This is a genomic window from Streptomyces sp. NPDC001156, from assembly GCF_053598275.1.
In genome coordinates this window covers 24,005-40,374 of record NZ_JBSFJX010000029.1, presented here as the reverse complement: position 1 = coordinate 40,374, position 16,370 = coordinate 24,005, and the positions used below count along the sequence as shown (strand labels likewise).

At 65.0% G+C, this 16,370-nt stretch carries 11 protein-coding genes; 4 read left to right on the top strand and 7 right to left on the bottom strand.

Annotation, left to right across the window (positions count from 1 at the left end):
- Positions 1-340 precede the first annotated feature (340 nt).
- Together ACWDA7_RS17095 and ACWDA7_RS17090 are read right to left on the bottom strand one after the other, a co-directional pair.
- The gene (locus ACWDA7_RS17095; RefSeq protein WP_450605104.1) at positions 341-2,578 is read right to left on the bottom strand and encodes a hypothetical protein; all 2,238 of its coding nucleotides are present in this window, start codon (positions 2,576-2,578) and stop codon (positions 341-343) included.
- Positions 2,579-2,585: 7 nt separating this feature from the next.
- Entirely contained in the window at positions 2,586-3,305 is a 720-nt protein-coding gene (locus ACWDA7_RS17090; protein ID WP_450605102.1) for a GIY-YIG nuclease family protein, read from the bottom strand.
- Positions 3,306-3,999: 694 nt separating this feature from the next.
- On the opposite strand from ACWDA7_RS17090, the gene ACWDA7_RS17085 reads away from it, so the two are divergent.
- Positions 4,000-4,452, top strand: a complete 453-nt coding sequence (locus ACWDA7_RS17085) for a hypothetical protein (RefSeq protein WP_450605100.1) — start codon at positions 4,000-4,002, stop codon at positions 4,450-4,452.
- 278 nt (positions 4,453-4,730) lie between these two features.
- Here ACWDA7_RS17085 and dndE read toward each other — a convergent pair whose 3' ends face one another.
- From dndE to dndB, 4 genes are read right to left on the bottom strand one after another with little or no spacing between them, the layout of a single operon-like run.
- On the bottom strand, positions 4,731-5,111 hold the full coding sequence (gene dndE, locus ACWDA7_RS17080) for a DNA sulfur modification protein DndE (protein WP_450605098.1): 381 nt from the start codon (positions 5,109-5,111) through the stop codon (positions 4,731-4,733).
- Positions 5,101-7,128 (bottom strand): DNA sulfur modification protein DndD, encoded by a 2,028-nt coding sequence (gene dndD, locus ACWDA7_RS17075; protein ID WP_450605096.1) that lies wholly within the window; start codon positions 7,126-7,128, stop codon positions 5,101-5,103. The genes dndE and dndD overlap by 11 nt, the downstream gene beginning before the upstream one ends.
- A complete protein-coding gene (gene dndC, locus ACWDA7_RS17070; RefSeq protein WP_450605094.1) occupies positions 7,115-8,695 on the bottom strand; it encodes a DNA phosphorothioation system sulfurtransferase DndC in 1,581 nt (526 codons plus the stop codon). The genes dndD and dndC overlap by 14 nt, the downstream gene beginning before the upstream one ends.
- The gene (gene dndB, locus ACWDA7_RS17065; RefSeq protein WP_450605092.1) at positions 8,692-9,831 is read right to left on the bottom strand and encodes a DNA sulfur modification protein DndB; all 1,140 of its coding nucleotides are present in this window, start codon (positions 9,829-9,831) and stop codon (positions 8,692-8,694) included. The genes dndC and dndB overlap by 4 nt, the downstream gene beginning before the upstream one ends.
- Positions 9,832-10,077: 246 nt before the next feature.
- Here dndB and dndA point away from each other — a divergent pair, with 246 nt between their 5' ends.
- Entirely contained in the window at positions 10,078-11,238 is a 1,161-nt protein-coding gene (gene dndA, locus ACWDA7_RS17060; RefSeq protein ID WP_450605139.1) for a cysteine desulfurase DndA, read from the top strand.
- On the opposite strand, the gene ACWDA7_RS17055 is transcribed toward dndA, so the two are convergent.
- The gene (locus ACWDA7_RS17055; RefSeq protein WP_450605090.1) at positions 11,229-12,671 is read right to left on the bottom strand and encodes a DNA phosphorothioation-associated putative methyltransferase; all 1,443 of its coding nucleotides are present in this window, start codon (positions 12,669-12,671) and stop codon (positions 11,229-11,231) included. The genes dndA and ACWDA7_RS17055 overlap by 10 nt on opposite strands.
- Positions 12,672-13,055: 384 nt before the next feature.
- Between ACWDA7_RS17055 and ACWDA7_RS17050 the strand changes: the two genes are divergently transcribed.
- Together ACWDA7_RS17050 and ACWDA7_RS17045 are read left to right on the top strand one after the other, a co-directional pair.
- A complete protein-coding gene (locus tag ACWDA7_RS17050) occupies positions 13,056-13,610 on the top strand; it encodes a hypothetical protein (RefSeq protein ID WP_450605088.1) in 555 nt (184 codons plus the stop codon).
- A gap of 216 nt (positions 13,611-13,826) precedes the next feature.
- Positions 13,827-15,773: a DNA/RNA helicase domain-containing protein gene (locus ACWDA7_RS17045; RefSeq protein ID WP_450605086.1), complete on the top strand. Its 1,947-nt coding sequence runs from the start codon at positions 13,827-13,829 to the stop codon at positions 15,771-15,773.
- Positions 15,774-16,370 lie beyond the last annotated feature (597 nt).

Sequence of the window (16,370 nt, the reverse complement as noted above, 5' to 3'; positions counted from 1 at the left end):
AGGAAAGGAAGCAGAAGGTGTAGCGGCCTCTCGTCCAGCGTGGGCCCACTGCCCCAGACCAGGAAAGACGCAAACTCATCGAAGACGTCGTCCATGTACGGGCGGCGTGCGCACGTCTCTTGCGGGGTCTCGTGCAACCACCATTGCGCCGGCCCTCCCATCCGCTGGAGTGCGAGCACCTGCTCAGGCGCCAGCTGATCCAGCCACGGCAACACGACGTCCCACGTCGGCTTAGGCGACGAGAGGGAAGCTGACATCTTTCCTACCTTGTCCGTACCCGTGGAACATCGACCGGACCCGGCGGCGAAGACTGCTAACAGCCCCCGCCGCCGAGCGCGGTTTACTCACTCAGCAGATCGCTCACGCTGGTCACCGGCGCGTCGTCGGTTTCCTCCGCGCCGGCAGCCGTCTGCTCGGTGTCGGCAGCAGCGTCATCCGGCTGCTGGGCGGGCACCTGGTGCTGATCGAGCTGCGCCAGCCAGGTTTTGTACGGCTCGTCAGAGCCGTAGAACCATTCCTTGAGGGCGCGTCCGAGTGCCGCACGGGCTGCCTTGTCCGCCTCGGGACGCAGTTTCGCCTCGGCGACCCCGGGCCGGCTGGTCTTGAGTGCCTTGAACTGCTGGTCTTGGCACAGGCTCAGGTACAGAGCCCGCGCGGTGCTGAGCATGGTGTCGAACGCCGTCCGGTTCGTGAACCAGTCAGCCACATGGGCCCACGCCTCGGGCGTGTCCAGCGCCTGGAGCCAGAAGTACCGGAAGTAGACCGCCTGAGGCGTGTCCATATTGGCGATCTGGTTCAAGGGATGGCTGATCTCGTTCTTGTTGAACGCGAGCCTGCGGTCCTTGGCCTTCCCCGCCTCCAGGGCGAAGTAGGCGTTCCACGCCTTCACCAGCGCATCCGCGAACTGCGGCAGCTCGTTGATGTCGACACCGCCCGGCTGGTCCTTGCGCAGCTCCCATAGCGAGCCCAGCGTCATCACCATGCCCAGCTGGCAGGCGTGCGTGTTGAACACTGCATAGGCAGCCTTCGACTGCTTGAGCGCAGCGGCACGGCCGGAATCCAGGTACGCCTGCGCCCGATAGGTCTCGAAGGACTCCTCGCGGCCCTTCAATGCCTCCCAGGCACGGATCACATCGGACTTGGTCGCCTTCCCACCCGCGGCTTTCTTCTCCAGGTAGTGCTCGTAGCTGTCGCGCAGCGTCCAGAACACGCCCACCCCGCTGAACAGGGCGTCGTGAGCGAGAGTCAGACCGGTGTCGTCTATGTGCCAGTCGTCCTTCAACTGCGTCAGTGCCGTGGCGTGGGCAGCGTAGGGAGCCGTTCGCGACAGGAGGGTGAGGATCGCCTGACCCCACGTGGCCGCAAAGCGGTCGCTGATGGCTTCCATTTGTCCCAGGGGGAACTCGGTGTTGCCGATCTTGTCCCGCTGGTAGGTGAAACCGCCGTCCTCGAACTGGTCGGAGAAGAGGCTGGTGAGGTCCAGTTGCTGCTGCATGAACGCATCCAGCTCCGTCTGACTGAGGCGGCCTCCGATCTTCTGGGCGACGTTCTTCAGGTACTTCGGGGGGCCGAAGACGCAGCGGTCGACCGCAAACTTGAGCAGGTGGATGTTGGTCAGCACCGACCAGCGGGCCGGCCTCGTGGAGTTGACCTCCGGGTTGTCGTACTCCACCGCGTAAATGGGAAGCAGAGAATCACTGGTGTCGTTGCGGAGCTCGCTGAGCATACGGCGGGTGAGCACGTTGCTCAGTTCGGCGTCCGACAGCAGGATGATCCGGGAGTCGGACGGCGGACGCGCTTCCTTGTTGACGTCCACGAAGAGCTTGCGTGCGGCCTCGTGAGGCCGAGCCTTCTCTCCGGTCTCGTCAGGGAACCAGCACACGGTCACCGGAACCTCGATACGGCTCAGGTCCACATCCCCAAAGTCATGGAGAGCCTGGATGACCTGGTTTTCGTAGAAGGAGCGAAAACGCGCGCCGCCAGAGTTCTGCCAGCTCTTGGTCATGGTGCGTTCGATGGCCAGGAGCGCCATCGCACGGTGCTGGCCGTCGAGGACCACGAGCTGCGCCTCGGTCTTGTTCCACCACAGCTTGCCGACGCTGGCCGGGTGGAGACGATCGGCGTCTTCGTCATCCACGACCAGCCGCTGGATTTGGAACGCCGTACCCGCCCGTTGCTGCTGCCACCGAGCGCCATCGTCCGCGACCACGCTGGGCTGACCCAGCGATTCGAAGAACGAAGGACGCTTGCTGCGGAAGGGCAGCAATACCGCGACGATCGGCGGAAGAAAGGCCGGCCCGGTCGGCTTGAGGTCCAGCAGGTAGGGGATGAGCTTGACTGCGACGCGGTGATCGTCCAGATCACGCTGCAGGAGCTGGTTGAAGTCCAGGTCGCCGGCTTCCATCACCTCGCGGACGGGCGCAAGGCTCTTGGTGAGCTGGCGCTCGGGATCGTCGGTCTCCTCACCGAGCCGGGCTTTGGTCATGATGTAGTCCACCCGGCCAGCCGGTGTGGCGAACGTGCCCCACGTCCCCTGGACGTAGTCGCGGAACGTGAGCTTGGTCCCTGAGCCGAACATCGTCCTCTTACTGCCTTCCAAGGATCGGCGCGTACAGCCGGTGGAGCAGCCATTCGGCTGACTCCGCAGTGTGTCGCACATGCTTAAGGGTCACAGCATCTTGTGCGTGATCGCCTAGGTCGATAACCCAGGCTTCAAGGTGGCCCATGGCCATATTGCGAGCGGCTGCCCGCGCGCCGAATGTCCTCCCCTTCGCCCGGACCGCTTCCGCATCTTCGGGGTGTTCACGCAGCCAGTCGTGCGCCTTGGTGAAGTCACGGCGGTGGGTGCGCAGACGCTCTCGCAGATTCTCCGCAACGCCGATATACAGCGGCGAGGAAAACACTGGGGCGGCCATCTCCAAGATGGTGGCCATCACCCGCCGTCTCTCCTCGCTGTCCAAGGAGTCCATGAGTACCGCCAGACGCTTGTCCTCTTCCGCAGAGACAGCATGGCTTTCCTCGTCCGACTCACGCAGGGGCGTGTCGAGTTCAAGCTCACCATCCCACGCAGCGCCGTACGAACCGCGCCCGCGCAACGCGATGGGCAGCGGCTCGTAATAGCCTGCGTACCGTCTGAGCAACCGCAAGAAGCCCTCGATCGCTTGATCGCCCTGCGGGCTGGGCTTCATCTTCCAGTCGTGCGGACTGGCCCGAAAACTCACATACCAGGCATAGAGACCGGGATTCTCCGGTGCCTCGTCGACGTCCAGCATGGAGTAGCGACGATGCGAGGAAGCGTTGGTCACGGCCGATGTTCCCCCGTTCATGCCGTGCTGGGGGACCCGTTTGCCCAGGCTGAGCGCCTGAGGCCAGGGGTGCCGGCGCCCCGTACCTGAGCCTGGGCCCAGGACAGGCTCGCTGCACTTCGCTCGGTAGTCAGATGACTACCGAGCGAAGTGCAGCAAGAGATCTTGACGTACCTGTACACCCGTGCTGAGTCCTCTCCCCGGACGCGAAAGCGTCCCCGCAGGTTGCACCTATGGCCACTTGTGAAAAATTAGCGTAGACGATCACACTGACATGCGGGACCCTCCGATGGTTGCCTGCCTCTTCGAGCGGGCCCACGGACGGTTCACCAGGTCACAGGCACCACCCCTGACATCTTCAGCCACTCCCCCGCACACCACATGAACCCCTATGGCAGGTGGCATGTCGGCCCATCCCGAGCAGGGTCTCCACCAGCAACCGATCCCCATGGCAGCAGATGCCGGCTCATCCTGCAGCTTGGGTTCCGACTGCTCGCAACCGGGCGCCGACTGATTCCTCAGCTCGTGCCCGACCCGATACCACGCGCACCGCCGACACGATGGAGGCTGCGGCAGCTAGCCGCTCCCAGAAATACTTGACCGCTACAACCTTCACGCTATGATCACATCGTTGTCGCTTGCGCCCTCCTTGCGGAGGCGGGCAGTTGTGGGCCTTCAGGTGAGAACGAGAGAAGTGCCGAAGAGCAAGATACAAAGCGAGCAAGAGGTCATTCGCTGGTTCGAGGAAGGCCGCACCTACGAATGGATGCAGTCTGAGTACCGGCGTAAGTACGGCATCGAAACCGGTCTGTCGATGTGGTCGAACTTCCGGTCGCGGCGGGGGCTGGACCGCAGGATCAACCGAGACGACGACCTGATCCCGTGGGCCGTGCACCAAGAGCACCGACAGCAATACCCCGTGAGCATGCTGCGCGTAGAGGCACGACACCGCGCCGGCATGCCGCTCGATGCTGACCAGACGAAGCGCCTGGTGTCCTGGCGCAGGATGCTGGCAGACAAGCACGTGGTCGTCCACTACGACCCGGAGAAAGGCTTCTCCTACGTGCCCCGCGTGGAAAGCGATTGGGACATCATCCGACGCCCTCAACGCAAGACGACGACACGTCGGCGGGCTGAGCATGCCTAGCCCGCCTGGAGACCGAATGGGCCTCCCCCGTGCGCTCTTCCCGCTGCGGAGCCGACCTCACTTGTAGCCTGAGGGGGCGTCTCTCCGGCTCGGCCGGGGCGACAGGAATCTGGCAACACCGTTGCCCATGACGCCAGCGCTGGTGCGCTACCTACCTGCAGGTTCTGGATCCAGCTGGGTCGGCCGCTGCAGGTGGCCTGCGCGTGAGCGGACGCGCGACAAAGCGCAGGTACGCCGATCCCCCAGGGACGCTCCCTGGGGGATCAAGCAAGGGCATGTCAGGTGGGCACGACGGCGCCGACCAAGCCTTCGATCGTCGCCATTTCCTTGTCGGCGCCGAGATATCCGATGCCGCGGTGCAGGTGCACGGTCAGGATGCGGGCGACGTTCTCGTCCGTTGGTTCTTCCCCGATGGCGACGCACCGCTGTTTGAGGAGGGCCAGGTAGAGGTCGCCGTGCGGGCCGGCGAACGTCTTCCAGGTCATCTCGACGTTGGAATCGGTGACGATGTCCTTCACCAACGGCGTGGAGGGGTCCTTCAGGGACAGCAGCAGCGCCCAACGACACAGCACATTCCACTGGGTGATGCCGGTCGTGCGCTTGATGTAGACGAGCCGGTCCTTGGCCGGCTGGGACAGACGGACGTTCTCAACCGACATGCTGCGCTCCTGCGTTCCACCAGTAGCCCTCGACGACGGATGTGGTGAACTCCGTGTCGTCGTGGACGAGCGTGTAGGTGTGGGCGACGGACTTCTTCAAACGGCCCAGCAGGTACTCGTCGATCTCCTCGTCGGTGGACAGGAGAAGGACCTGGTTGCTCGCGTTGGGGAAGTAGCGGTCGACGAGGTGCTCGCGGTGGCGGCTGTCGAGCCGACCCAGGGGGGTGTCGATGACGCTGGGCAGGCGGTTGCCGGCCACCCGCATCAAACCCCACAGCAGCGAGACCGCCAGCAGCTGACGCTCGCCTGCGCTCAGGCGACCGGGGTCGATGGGATCGCCGTCGGCGTCGGCCAGGGTGAGGGTGAACTTGTCGGTGTCGATGCGCAGGTCGTGCACCAGCCCCTGCTTCCGCATGAGCACCTTAAAGCTTTGCAGCACGGCCACTTCGAGACTGCTGATGTGCCGCTGCAGAAGAGCTGAGCCGAAGCGCTCCAGAGTGGTGCGGGCTTTTTCCGAGTATTTGATGATCCGCTCGACTTCTTCCGCTTTGACCTTGGTGCGCACGAACTCGTTGTGTGCGCGCTCCAGCAGCGTGGTGACGTATTCACGGCGTCGCTTGAGCTCGTCCAGCTTGGCTGCCGCGCGGTCGCAGGCTGCCTGCGCGCGGGCCACTGCCACGATCTGCTCGTCTCGGGAGTGCTGCAGCGCCTCGACCTTGTCCTGGGCGGGGACGCCGGCCAGCTGCCGGTCGAGTTGATCCAGCTGCTCGGTCAGTTCGGCAGCCGACGTGAGCAGCTGTGCGGAGCGTGCCGTGTCCCGCTGCAGGAGTTCGTCCAGGACAGTGAGCTGAGCCAGGGCGTCGTGCGGGAGCTGAAGGTCGACGGCGAGCTCGGTCTTTTCGGATCGCTGAGCTCGATCGGCTTCCAGCCGCCCCAGGACATCCGCACGGACCGCATCAGGCACGAGATCGAGCAGCCACTGGTCTCGCTGCTCCAGCACCTTGAGCACCTGCGCGGACTGCTGGGCTTCCTGCTCTTTGGTTGCCTGCTCACGCAGGTCGTCAAGGAGCGGCGCGGCCAGCAGCAGCGGGAGCGGGCCCGCGGCCATCTGGGTCAGCTCGGTGCGCACCTGGGCCAGGCGGGAGGCGATCTGCTTCTTGTCGTTCTCCAACGCGACGCGCCGGGTGAACAGGTGTCCGCCTTCCTTCTCGAACGCCCTTTCCAGGCTCTCCAGCGTCCGCTGCGCCTTGCCCAGCTCCGTGCGGCACTGGGCCAGCTCTTGATGAGCCACGCCATAGGCGGACAGCACCGTGTCGCGTTCGGTTTCCTGCGTATGGATCTTGTCCAGGAGGTGCTGTTCCTCGTCGGACAGCTTCTGCCGTCGCTGGAGCGCCAGGAGGTCGTTACGCAGCTGCTGGACCGTGCTCACGCCCAGCAGCGAGTGCACGGCGGATTCGATGACGGAGGCAGCACGCTCGGGATCCGCAAGCGACTCGATCTTCTCTCCGTCGAAGAACGCAAGGGATGCGATCTCCAGCGGGAGCAGGGACTCGACGTGGTCGGCCCAGCCTTCGCTCAGCAGCCGGTTGAACTTACCGTCCGGGGTGACGGTGCGTTGCGTCGCGGCGCGCTCGCCATAGGTTTCGTCGACGTAGACGTTGAGGAACTCTTTGAGGGTCTTGCCGCTGATGTGCCAACTGCGCACCACGCGGTAGTAGTGCTCTTGACCGCCGGTGAGGATGGTGAACTCGAGTGTGATGGCGGAGCCGCGCTGCGGGTCGGCTTTGCGGTTGATGCTCTCCCGCAGATAAGTCTCGTAAGCCTTGGTGCCGCGGCCGCTGCAGCGGGCGCGGTTGCCGTAGAGCGCCAGCTGGATGGCGTCGAGCAGGGTCGTCTTGCCGCACCCGTTCAAACCGCCGATCAGAATGATCGGCTTGTTCTCCTTGGGGGTGAGGTCGAGCGACTGCTTTCCGCGGTAGGCCCCGAATTCCTCGAGGGTGATCTTACGCAGGAGCATCGAGTTCGTTTTCGTCGTCGAAGGTCAGGTTCTCGGCGATGTCGTCGCGCCACTTCTTCTTGCGCGTGGCAAACTCCACCGCGTCTTCGTGATTGTCGTAGTAGCCCTTTTGCACGGCCTTCTCCAGTGCCTGGAAGAGACCGGAGCGGCGGGCCATGGTGCGGTACTTGCGCTCGACGGCCAGGAGTTCGCGCACCATGTTGTAGTGCAGGTCGTCGCCGTCGCAGACCTCTTTGAGGACGTCCATCTCATCCGAGCCCATGACGAGTTGCTCATCGAGCGGGCCGCCGGGAAAAGCCTCCCCCGTGGCGTCCTGGTAGATCCGCGGCAGACTGTCTTCGACCTCGTGCTTGTCGAACACCCAGATCCGGCGGATCTCGTGCAGCTCGTCGAGCGTGATCAGCTCGATGTTCTTCACGTGCTCGGGGGCGTGGGCGCGGATCCAGGTCTGCGCCGCAAGGAGCTCCTTCAGCCATTCTTCGCGGTAGGACTGCAGGTAAGGGCCGTGGATAGCACCGTCGTTGAACAGCATCACGGTGCCGTTCATCCGGCGGAAGTCACGCGCCGGCTTGTCCGGGCGCGGGAAGGGCGCCTTGCGTCCGGCCGGGAGGTCCGCATCGCCTTCCCGGTAGAAGCCAAACGGCGCGTCCAGCTTGTCGCGCAGTTCCAGCAGGGGCAGCATCCACTCCTTTTCCTCGTCGTTCTGGATCATCGCGGACATCGACTTGTCCTGCTCGACGAGGGTGCAGGTCCAGCAGCCGAAGCGGCTGGAGCCGCAGGAGGGGGTGGTGGAGTCGACGACGAGGGGGCATTCTCCGTCGCTGGAGGCGCCCTGGTACATGGTGAGCAGGTCCTGATTGTTGTAGCCCCAGGGGTTGGGCTTTTGCATCAGGAATTCCCACACGTCGTCGTTGGTCCAGTCCTCAACGGGGCTGTAGACGAGGGAGTTGGGGAGGTTCGCGTTCGGGGAGAGACGGTCACGCACGCGCCGCTTCTCGTGCTTTTCCATGGCGCGGGCGCGGGCTTGGCTCTCGGCTTTGCGGATACCCAGCACCATGATCGCTTCGCCGTGTGCGGCCACCACGCTGCGGATGAAGGCGTTCGACGGCTTGATCTTGAGGCGCTCGGTGCACCACCGGAACTTGGGGCGCGGAGCGGGGTAGCCGCGACCGATCAGATTGACCCAGAAAGTGTCCTTTATCTCCGGGGTCAGACGGTGCGGCTCGATCGGCAGGTCTTGGGTGCGGGCCGCCTCCTGCATGGTCTGAAGCGAGGTGGAGACCCAGGCTGCCACGACCGGGTTTTCCACCAGGGTGTCGGTGCTGATGACGTGCACGGTCTTGGTGCGCTGCTCGGCGGGCAGGTCTTTCAGCGCCATCCACACCAGCTGCAGGACTGCGGTGGAGTCCTTGCCGCCGCTGTAGCCGATGACCCAGGGCACCTGGTCGGCGGTGTAGAGCTCGCGGATTTCTGCCGTCAGCTCCGCGGTGACCTCGTCCAGGGATCGCCCGTTGAACGGCTTGCGTCGTACGGGGGTGATCGGGAGATTCAGAGGAATGGTGCTCATGCCTCGCCTCGCAGGTAAGCGTCTTCCACGCGCTGTTCTTCCGGGCTCAGTTCCAGGCCCAGATGCTTGCGCAGGTAATTCACGGTAAGTGTCACGTTTTGGTGGCTTTTGGATACGCGGCCGCCGACGATGGCCCGCCCTTCCCAGTCGGTGTTCGACCGTGCCCAGTCCACGTCCTTCAGCGGGGCCAGACGCTTCTTCCACTGTGCGGGCTTCGCACTCTCGCGCAGGATCGCGTTGCCAACCCGGCCCAGCGCGTGCAGGGCGATGCCGTGGCTGTGGATGAAGTCTCGTCGCATCTCCTGGGCGGACAGCTGCTTCTTGCGGACCAGAGCCCACTCGGGAAGCGTCGCGTCGATGGTCTCCCAGAACGTCTGGGCCAGGGCGATGGCTTCGTCCTGCTTCAGCTCAAGGCCCTGCAGCAGGGAGTGATTTCCGTAGTACAGGGCGCTGAGGGTGAACAGCTTGCGGGAACGCGCGGACAGGGTGCTCTTTTCCATCTCCACGAAGCCCTTGAAGATGACGGAGCCATCCGTGAGGGCACGGGTGATCTGGGCGTTGATGTCCCGATGGTCGTACAGCACACCGATGGAGCGTGCCGGCCGCACCGCGTGCCGGTTGAGGTCGGCAAACATCTGCTGGGATCGGGCCAGTCCAGCGTCGTGGAAGAAGACGACCGCGATCGTCTCGTCCCCCAGATCGGGGTTCTCTTTCAGGGCGAGTTCGATGGCGGCGCGGCGGTGCTGCCCGTCGTTGATGAGGAAGCGTGCATCCATGGGGATGCGCAGCTGCCCGGCGCGGTGCGCGGCACCTTCGTCTCCCTGGCTTTCGAAGACCATGTCCCCGTCCACCGACGCCGTCAGGGCACTGAAGACGTAGTCGTCGGGATTGTCCAGGATGTACCGGGCGAGCGCCGGCAGGCGCCCCTTGTTCAGTACCCGCTGGGCTCTCAGCTCGGCCGAAAGATCATCTTCGTCGAAGAGGAAGATCTTCGGGATGAGCCGCAGGGGACACATCGAGGCGTAGAACTCCCGCCCCGCCTGCACGCCACGGATCGCAGGAAAGGTGTATTCAAAGCCAGTTGACGCTCGCGAGACAGCCCGCCCCGCAGCCTTGCTCGCCGCTTCAGTCTGCATACCGGAACTGTAGCGTACGTGACCATAGAAACGTACGTTGCCCTCGTTTCAACGTACCCACGCGTGAGAGATGACGTACGGCGTGGCGTAGCGGGAATGCGGTTCACCGAACTGCAGGAAGAGGGAGGCTACGTCGGCTGTTGTCACCGTTCAGCGGTACGTTTCATGCGACGCCAGTGCAGCGTGTACGTTAATCGCTTGACGTACGCAGTGGCGTGGGACGGCTGGAGAGGCGGGGTGAGCGCCATGGTGGCGTATCTGGATGTGGCAGCGACGACGCGGGTGGATCCGAGGGTCGCTGAGGTCGTCCTGCACTGGATGACCGAAGACTTCGGCAACGCCGGCAGCCGCACCCATGAGTACGGAGCCCGCGCCAAGAAGGCGGTTCAGCAAGCCCGTTCCTTCCTCGCCGGCACGGTCAACGCCAAGACCGAGGAAGTGATCTTCACCAGCGGGGCGACGGAGTCCAACAACATCGCCCTGCTCGGGCTCGCCCCCTACGGCGAGACGACGGGCAGGAAGCACATCATCACCTCCGCCATCGAGCACAAAGCCGTCATCGAGCCACTCCTGCATCTGAAGGAAACCCGTGGCTTTGAGGTCGACTTCCTCGAGCCCGGCCCCTCCGGCCGCATCGAAGTTGAGGCGGTGCTGGAGCGACTGCGCCCCGACACCCTCGCCGTGTCGCTGATGCACGTGAACAACGAGACCGGGGTCATCCAGCCCGTCGCCGAGCTCGCCGAGAAACTGCGCACCACGCCGACCTACCTCCACGTCGACGCTGCCCAGGGATACGGCAAGGTCCCCGGCGACCTTGCGTCCCCCATCGATCTGATCAGCATCAGCGGCCACAAGATCGGAGCACCGAAGGGCATCGGAGCCCTCGTGACCCGACGCCGGGGATGGGACAAGGCGCCGCTTGAGCCGATCATGTTCGGCGGCGGCCAGGAGAGGAAACTGCGCCCCGGCACCCTCCCTGTCCCCCTGATCATGGGCTTGTACGAGGCAGCAAAAATCTTCCAGGAGAACCACGACCGCTGGGAGCGCGAGGCGCGAGCGATGCGCGAGCGGCTCCTCCAGGCACTCGGCACCACGCGGTTCCACCTCAACGGCGACCAGACGCACACCGTCCCGCACATCCTCAACGTGACCTTCGACCAACTCAATGCAGAAGCGCTGATCGTCCGGCTCAAGGACCAGGTCGCCATCGCCACCGGCTCGGCGTGCACCAGTGCCTCCTATACCCCCAGCCATGTCCTGCAAGCGATGGGCCTTGAGGACGACGTGGCCGCCAACGGACTGCGGTTTTCCTGGTTCCCGCCACAAAGCGCGGACTTCGACCCGCTGCCGCTCGCGGAGACCATCGCCCGGATGCAGCCTGAAGAAAGCCGATCCGATCAGTCCTGAGCTTCGGTGCGGCGCATCAGGCGATGCCCTCGCAGTTGCCGGCCGCACCTGATCAGCTCTGCTTCCCATCCGTTCTCGGTTCCGATCAGGTGCGGCCGCTCGTACAGCCCCGCCCTCAGCTCCGACTCCGTCAGGCGCCGATACCGCGGCACGTCGGGATCATCCGGTGCCAAAAACTCGTGCTTGCGGTGCAACAGGGGGCGGTTGGCCGACTGCGCATACGAGGTGTGGGAGGACTCCAGCGTCTTCAGGTCCACCAGGTACGAGGAGCTGATCCGTGGATGCGGGTCGGTGTCGAAGTCCGGGTAATCCAGCCAGGACACGGCCCGCCCCTGATGCTTCAGCTTCGCCACCGTCCACAGCTCCGGACGCCCCGCGGCAATCGACGCGCAGTGCTCATACAAGCGCAACACCGTCGGGATCCGCTCCAGCGCCCGCCGATGCACATACAGCGCCGTCGGCGTCACCTTCCCGGCGACGGAAGTATTCATCGCGCTGCGCACGTAGCCGTCATCACGCAGCTTCAGCAGCAGCCGGTCAGCCCGCTGGCACGCCTCCTTATAGGACTGGAAGAACGTGCGCACATCCTGCTGCAGACCCACCGGCAAACTCCCAAAAGGCCCCCGCCCGTTGAACAGCTCCACCGCCAGATACAACAGCGTGTTCAACGTGGAGCGCTTCGCACCCGCTGCCACCCGCTCAGCATCCGCGCCCTCGCGCACCAAACGCTTCAACTCACCGGGCTTGAAATGCGCCAGGAACTCCGCAACCGTCCGCGGCATCTCCTCGATCCGCGGCACTCTGCCGCGACGCTCGCAGAAGTCCACCAGGGCACTCGTCGCCGAAGCAGTGTCCTCGGAAGCAAGCCACTCGGCATCCGGGACCACACGCTGCGCCAGATAAGCCAGACGGGCGCTCTCGTCCTTGAACGCGTACACGATGCCCGGTGCCGCAGCAACGACCCGAGCGCCCGTCACCTGCTGCACGTACTCCCGCAGCTCACCGGCCGCATACAAGTGCTGGAACGTCAGCCGGCTCGTCAGTAGACCATCCCCGAACTCCTCACCCCGGACCTTCGACTTCTCCCACGTCAACCGCGCCGACACCACCAGCAGCGTCGACGTCAACTCCCACGCCCGTTCAAGCGTCTGCCGCCGCTCCGCCGGATCTTCGATCACGTTCAGGACGTAGGTCAGCAACACCACGTCGCTCACAGCGAGTTCGGTCTCCGCACGGTAGTACGGATCCCACCCCACGATCCGACACTCCAGCTGCTCCAACGCTCTGACGTCATCGCCGCGACCACAGCCGTAGTCCAACACCGTTCGCACCGGCGTCAGCTGGCGATCAGCCAGCGCCTGACGCGCAGGCACCGACAACGCCATCCGCCCGATCGCCGTACGACGACGCTCACTACCCCACATCTGCTGCATCACAAGAGCTCACACTCGAAAGACAGGGACCAGTGCAGCGTAAAAGACGCACGCTCCAGCACACCCCCGTAACCAAACACAGCAGTCGAAAGAGTCAGAGATCTCTGACCTCCGGACGCCGCAGGAGCTCCACCACCCCGTCTTCTTGCCCTCCCGCCCTCAACATCACCGTGGCCGGTCAGGGAGCTCAGTGATTCACCGCTGGCTCTGGCTGGCGATCCGCGCTCGCCCCCTTGCCCGCTGTCCGACCAATGAAGTCAACTCCCACAAACAACGGCGGTATCCCTTCAAGAGGACCATCAACTACCAGCAGCTTTCCGAAGATGGTTCACACTATGGGGAGTTGATGGTAGCGTGGAGGCACGTTACCCGAAGGGGGAGGACATGAAGCTGACCGTGTTCCAGTTCGAGGGAAGCCCCGCGGAGCTGGATGCCTCGCAGATCCTGCAAGAACTAACCAACCAGCAGCCACGCAGCGTCTCCATGGAGGCGAAAGCCGACCCGGACGTCACGCTGCCGGGCCGCATTCCGGGGGTGGCCGACGAGGGACAGGCGACCGTGCGCCAGCTACTCTCCCGCAGCCCGGCCCCTGCACTGTTCATCCGCTTCCTTGAGGAAACAACCCGCTGGGACAACGTGGTTGTCCACGGCATCAAGCGCAAGAACGCTCAGCCCGAGGCGCCCCTCGACTACAGTCGCTACTTGCGTCTGCGCAAGCAGGGATCTCAGCTCGGTGGCTTCGCCTACGTCTACGCGGAGTCCAACAGCATCAATCTCCGGCTGAACCACACCCAGCAGCAGCTCGAAGAGCTCGGCGTCACAACGGCGCGGACCCTCACCACCGGGCACCGTGAGTACCGCGTCAGCGTCGACCTCACCAGCGGACAGAGCCTGGCCGACGCACTGCGCCTCGCCAAACTGGCCTACGACGCCACCTGAGCCCGTCACCGCCCATCGGGGCTGCGCAAGATCAGCATCCCGATACGTGTCCCAGCGCTGCCGTCTGGGGCTACCGGCGTGGCTGTCCGTGGCGCCAGGTAGTCTCGATCACCTCGTCAAACGCGGCCCGACGGGCTTCCGCTCCACCCCTGGTGGAGTCTTTGAAGGACATGCCCCCACCCGCACGAGTCACTTCGTGCTGCCTGGGGGAAGTCCTTGCTGTTCCGCGCGTCTGCTCAATCGGTCGCCGTCATGGGGTTCGACGGTTCGCTCTACCTCCACCTCACCGAGCAGTTCGTCCACATGCACGGCTACCGGCCCAGCACCTCGGAGACGCGCTCCTGGGAGCGCAGCATCCCCGCTCTGGCCAGCGCGCTCAACGACGCGGGGCTGGGGGCGGTGGAGGTCATGCTGGAGTACGCGCTGCCGCTGAACAGCAAGCGCGCCGACGCCGTCCTGGCCGGGGTGCACCCGGTCACGGGCGACCCGTCCTACGTCGTGGTCGAGTTGAAGCAGTGGAGCCAGGCCGAGCCGGACGAGGACGATGCGGAGCTGTGCCGCATCGACGCCTATACGCATCCGGTCCTCAACCCCATTGAGCAGGTGCGCCGCTACTGCGAGTACCTCGTGAACTTCAACGGTGCGGTGGCCGAGCATCCCGAGCGGGTCCACGGTGTGGCCTACCTGCACAACGCCACCGAGTTCGGCGTGAGCGGCCTGCGGGCCGTCGAGAACAACGCGCGGGGACTGCTCTTCACCGGCCAGCGGCGCGGCGAGTTCCTCGACTACCTGCGGGCCCGACTCAGCAACCAGCAGCCGGGCACTCGCGCCGCCGACGAACTCCTGGCCGCGAAGACGGTGCCCTCCAAGCAGCTGATGGCGGTAGCAGCCCAGGAGGTGCGTGAGCGGGAGCAGTTCGTGCTGCTGGACGAGCAGCAGGTCGCCTACCGCATAGTGCTGAACGCGGTTCGCCGCGCGAAGACGTCTGACCACAAGGAGGTCGTGGTCGTCACCGGCGGTCCCGGGACCGGCAAGAGCGTGATCGCGCTGTCCTTGCTCGGTGAGCTGTACCGGCAGGGGGTGCCGACTCTGCACGCGACCGGTTCGCAGTCGTTCACCAAGACGATGCGCAAGGTCGCCGGTAGCCGCAAGCGGGAGGTGCAGGAGCTGTTCAAGTACTTCAACAGCTTCATGACGGCCGAGAAGAACACGCTCGACGTTCTGATCTGCGACGAGGCCCACCGTATCCGGGAGACCTCCGCCAACCGCTACACCCCGGCCAACCGTCGCACCGGCCGGCGGCAGATCGACGAGCTGATCGACGTCGCTCGCGTTCCCGTGTTCCTCCTGGATGAGCATCAGGTGGTGCGTCCCGGCGAGATGGGCACGGTAGAGGAGATCAAGGCAGCCGCGGCGGCCAAGGGCCTCGACTGCCATGTGGTGCCGTTGGAGAGCCAGTTCCGCTGCGGGGGCAGCGACGCCTACCTGCGCTGGGTGGTGCGCCTGCTGGGCCTTGAGCCCGGCGGCCCTCTCGTGTGGGAGCCCGACGACCGGATGCGGCTGCAGGTCGCCGACAGCCCGCAGGAGATGGAGGCGTTCCTTCAAGGGCGCCGCGCCCAGGGCTACGGCGCGCGCATGTCCGCCGGCTACTGCTGGCGCTGGTCCCCGGAGCCCAAGCCGGGCGAGCCGCTTGCGGCCGATGTCGTCATCGGCGATTGGGCCCGCCCCTGGAACCTGCGCGGGGAGCGCTCCGTCTCCGGCGCTCCTCCGGCCGCGCTGTGGGCGACCGACCCGGCCGGCTTCGGACAGATCGGCTGCGTCTACACCGCCCAGGGCTTCGAGTACGACTGGTCCGGCGTCATCATCGGCCCCGACCTCCTGTGGCGCGACGGCCGCTGGGTCACCGACCGCACCGCGTCCAAGGACCCCGTCTTCAAGAAGGCGACGCCGGACGCCGACGTCGACCGCCTGATCCGCAACACCTACAAGGTGCTGCTGACCCGGGGCATGGTCGGCACCATCGTGTACTCCACCGACCCCCAGACCCAGGAGAAGCTGCGCGAGCTGGTGGACGGCCGCCTGGAACAGGCACCCGAAACGGGCGAGCGGACGGCCAGCGCCTGGCATGGGTCATCGGATAGAAGCCAGCAACGGCAGGCATAAGTACCTCCTTACCTGCCAGCACGGAGATCTCTCAGCCGCTCACGCATGCGTTATCCCAATTACCAGGTGTCGAGGCCCTGAAGGGGCGATGGTGTTGCCACACGTCCGTGCGCGACGTCCCGTGGCGGTTTCGTCCGTTCTGCATGCTGTGCAGGCTACGACGCGAAGGGCGTTGAGGACTTGGTGCGCTCTGGCAGGCGCACCGCCGATTCTGCTGCGAGGGCAGGGTGGGGGTTTGGGGGCCGACGGTGGGTGGACGTGCGATCCGCGAGTCAGCCTGTGCCGTCGACGTAGGGTCGGGCTTGGTAACGGAGCGGAGATGTTTTGTCCCAGATATGCCAGCGTGCTCCGCACAGGGGATCCGTCTCGTAGGTCGCTTCCGCGGGAAACCCGACGACCTTGACGCGCTGGCTCTTCGGGGGCTGGGTAAGGGCTCTTCCGCAGCCGGGGCAGTTGGTCGGCGTCCGCATGGGGTAGATACCCATCTCTCTTCTTCCTTGGGCAGTGATCGGTGTGCGTGGCCTCGGCCCGGACAGCTGTGCGCCCAGTGGCTGCTGGGCTTTTGTCGTCTCAGCCAAGGAGCTCGGCAGCGGCGTT

Coding starts and splice junctions, on each gene's coding strand:
- ACWDA7_RS17050 (WP_450605088.1), top strand. CDS start 13,056: ATGAAGCTGACCGTGTTCCAGTTCGAGGGAAGCCCCGCGGAGCTGGAT.
- dndD (WP_450605096.1), bottom strand. CDS start 7,128: ATGCTCCTGCGTAAGATCACCCTCGAGGAATTCGGGGCCTACCGCGGA.
- ACWDA7_RS17095 (WP_450605104.1), bottom strand. CDS start 2,578: ATGTTCGGCTCAGGGACCAAGCTCACGTTCCGCGACTACGTCCAGGGG.
- ACWDA7_RS17055 (WP_450605090.1), bottom strand. CDS start 12,671: ATGCAGCAGATGTGGGGTAGTGAGCGTCGTCGTACGGCGATCGGGCGG.
- dndC (WP_450605094.1), bottom strand. CDS start 8,695: ATGAGCACCATTCCTCTGAATCTCCCGATCACCCCCGTACGACGCAAG.
- dndE (WP_450605098.1), bottom strand. CDS start 5,111: ATGTCGGTTGAGAACGTCCGTCTGTCCCAGCCGGCCAAGGACCGGCTC.
- dndA (WP_450605139.1), top strand. CDS start 10,078: ATGGTGGCGTATCTGGATGTGGCAGCGACGACGCGGGTGGATCCGAGG.
- dndB (WP_450605092.1), bottom strand. CDS start 9,831: ATGCAGACTGAAGCGGCGAGCAAGGCTGCGGGGCGGGCTGTCTCGCGA.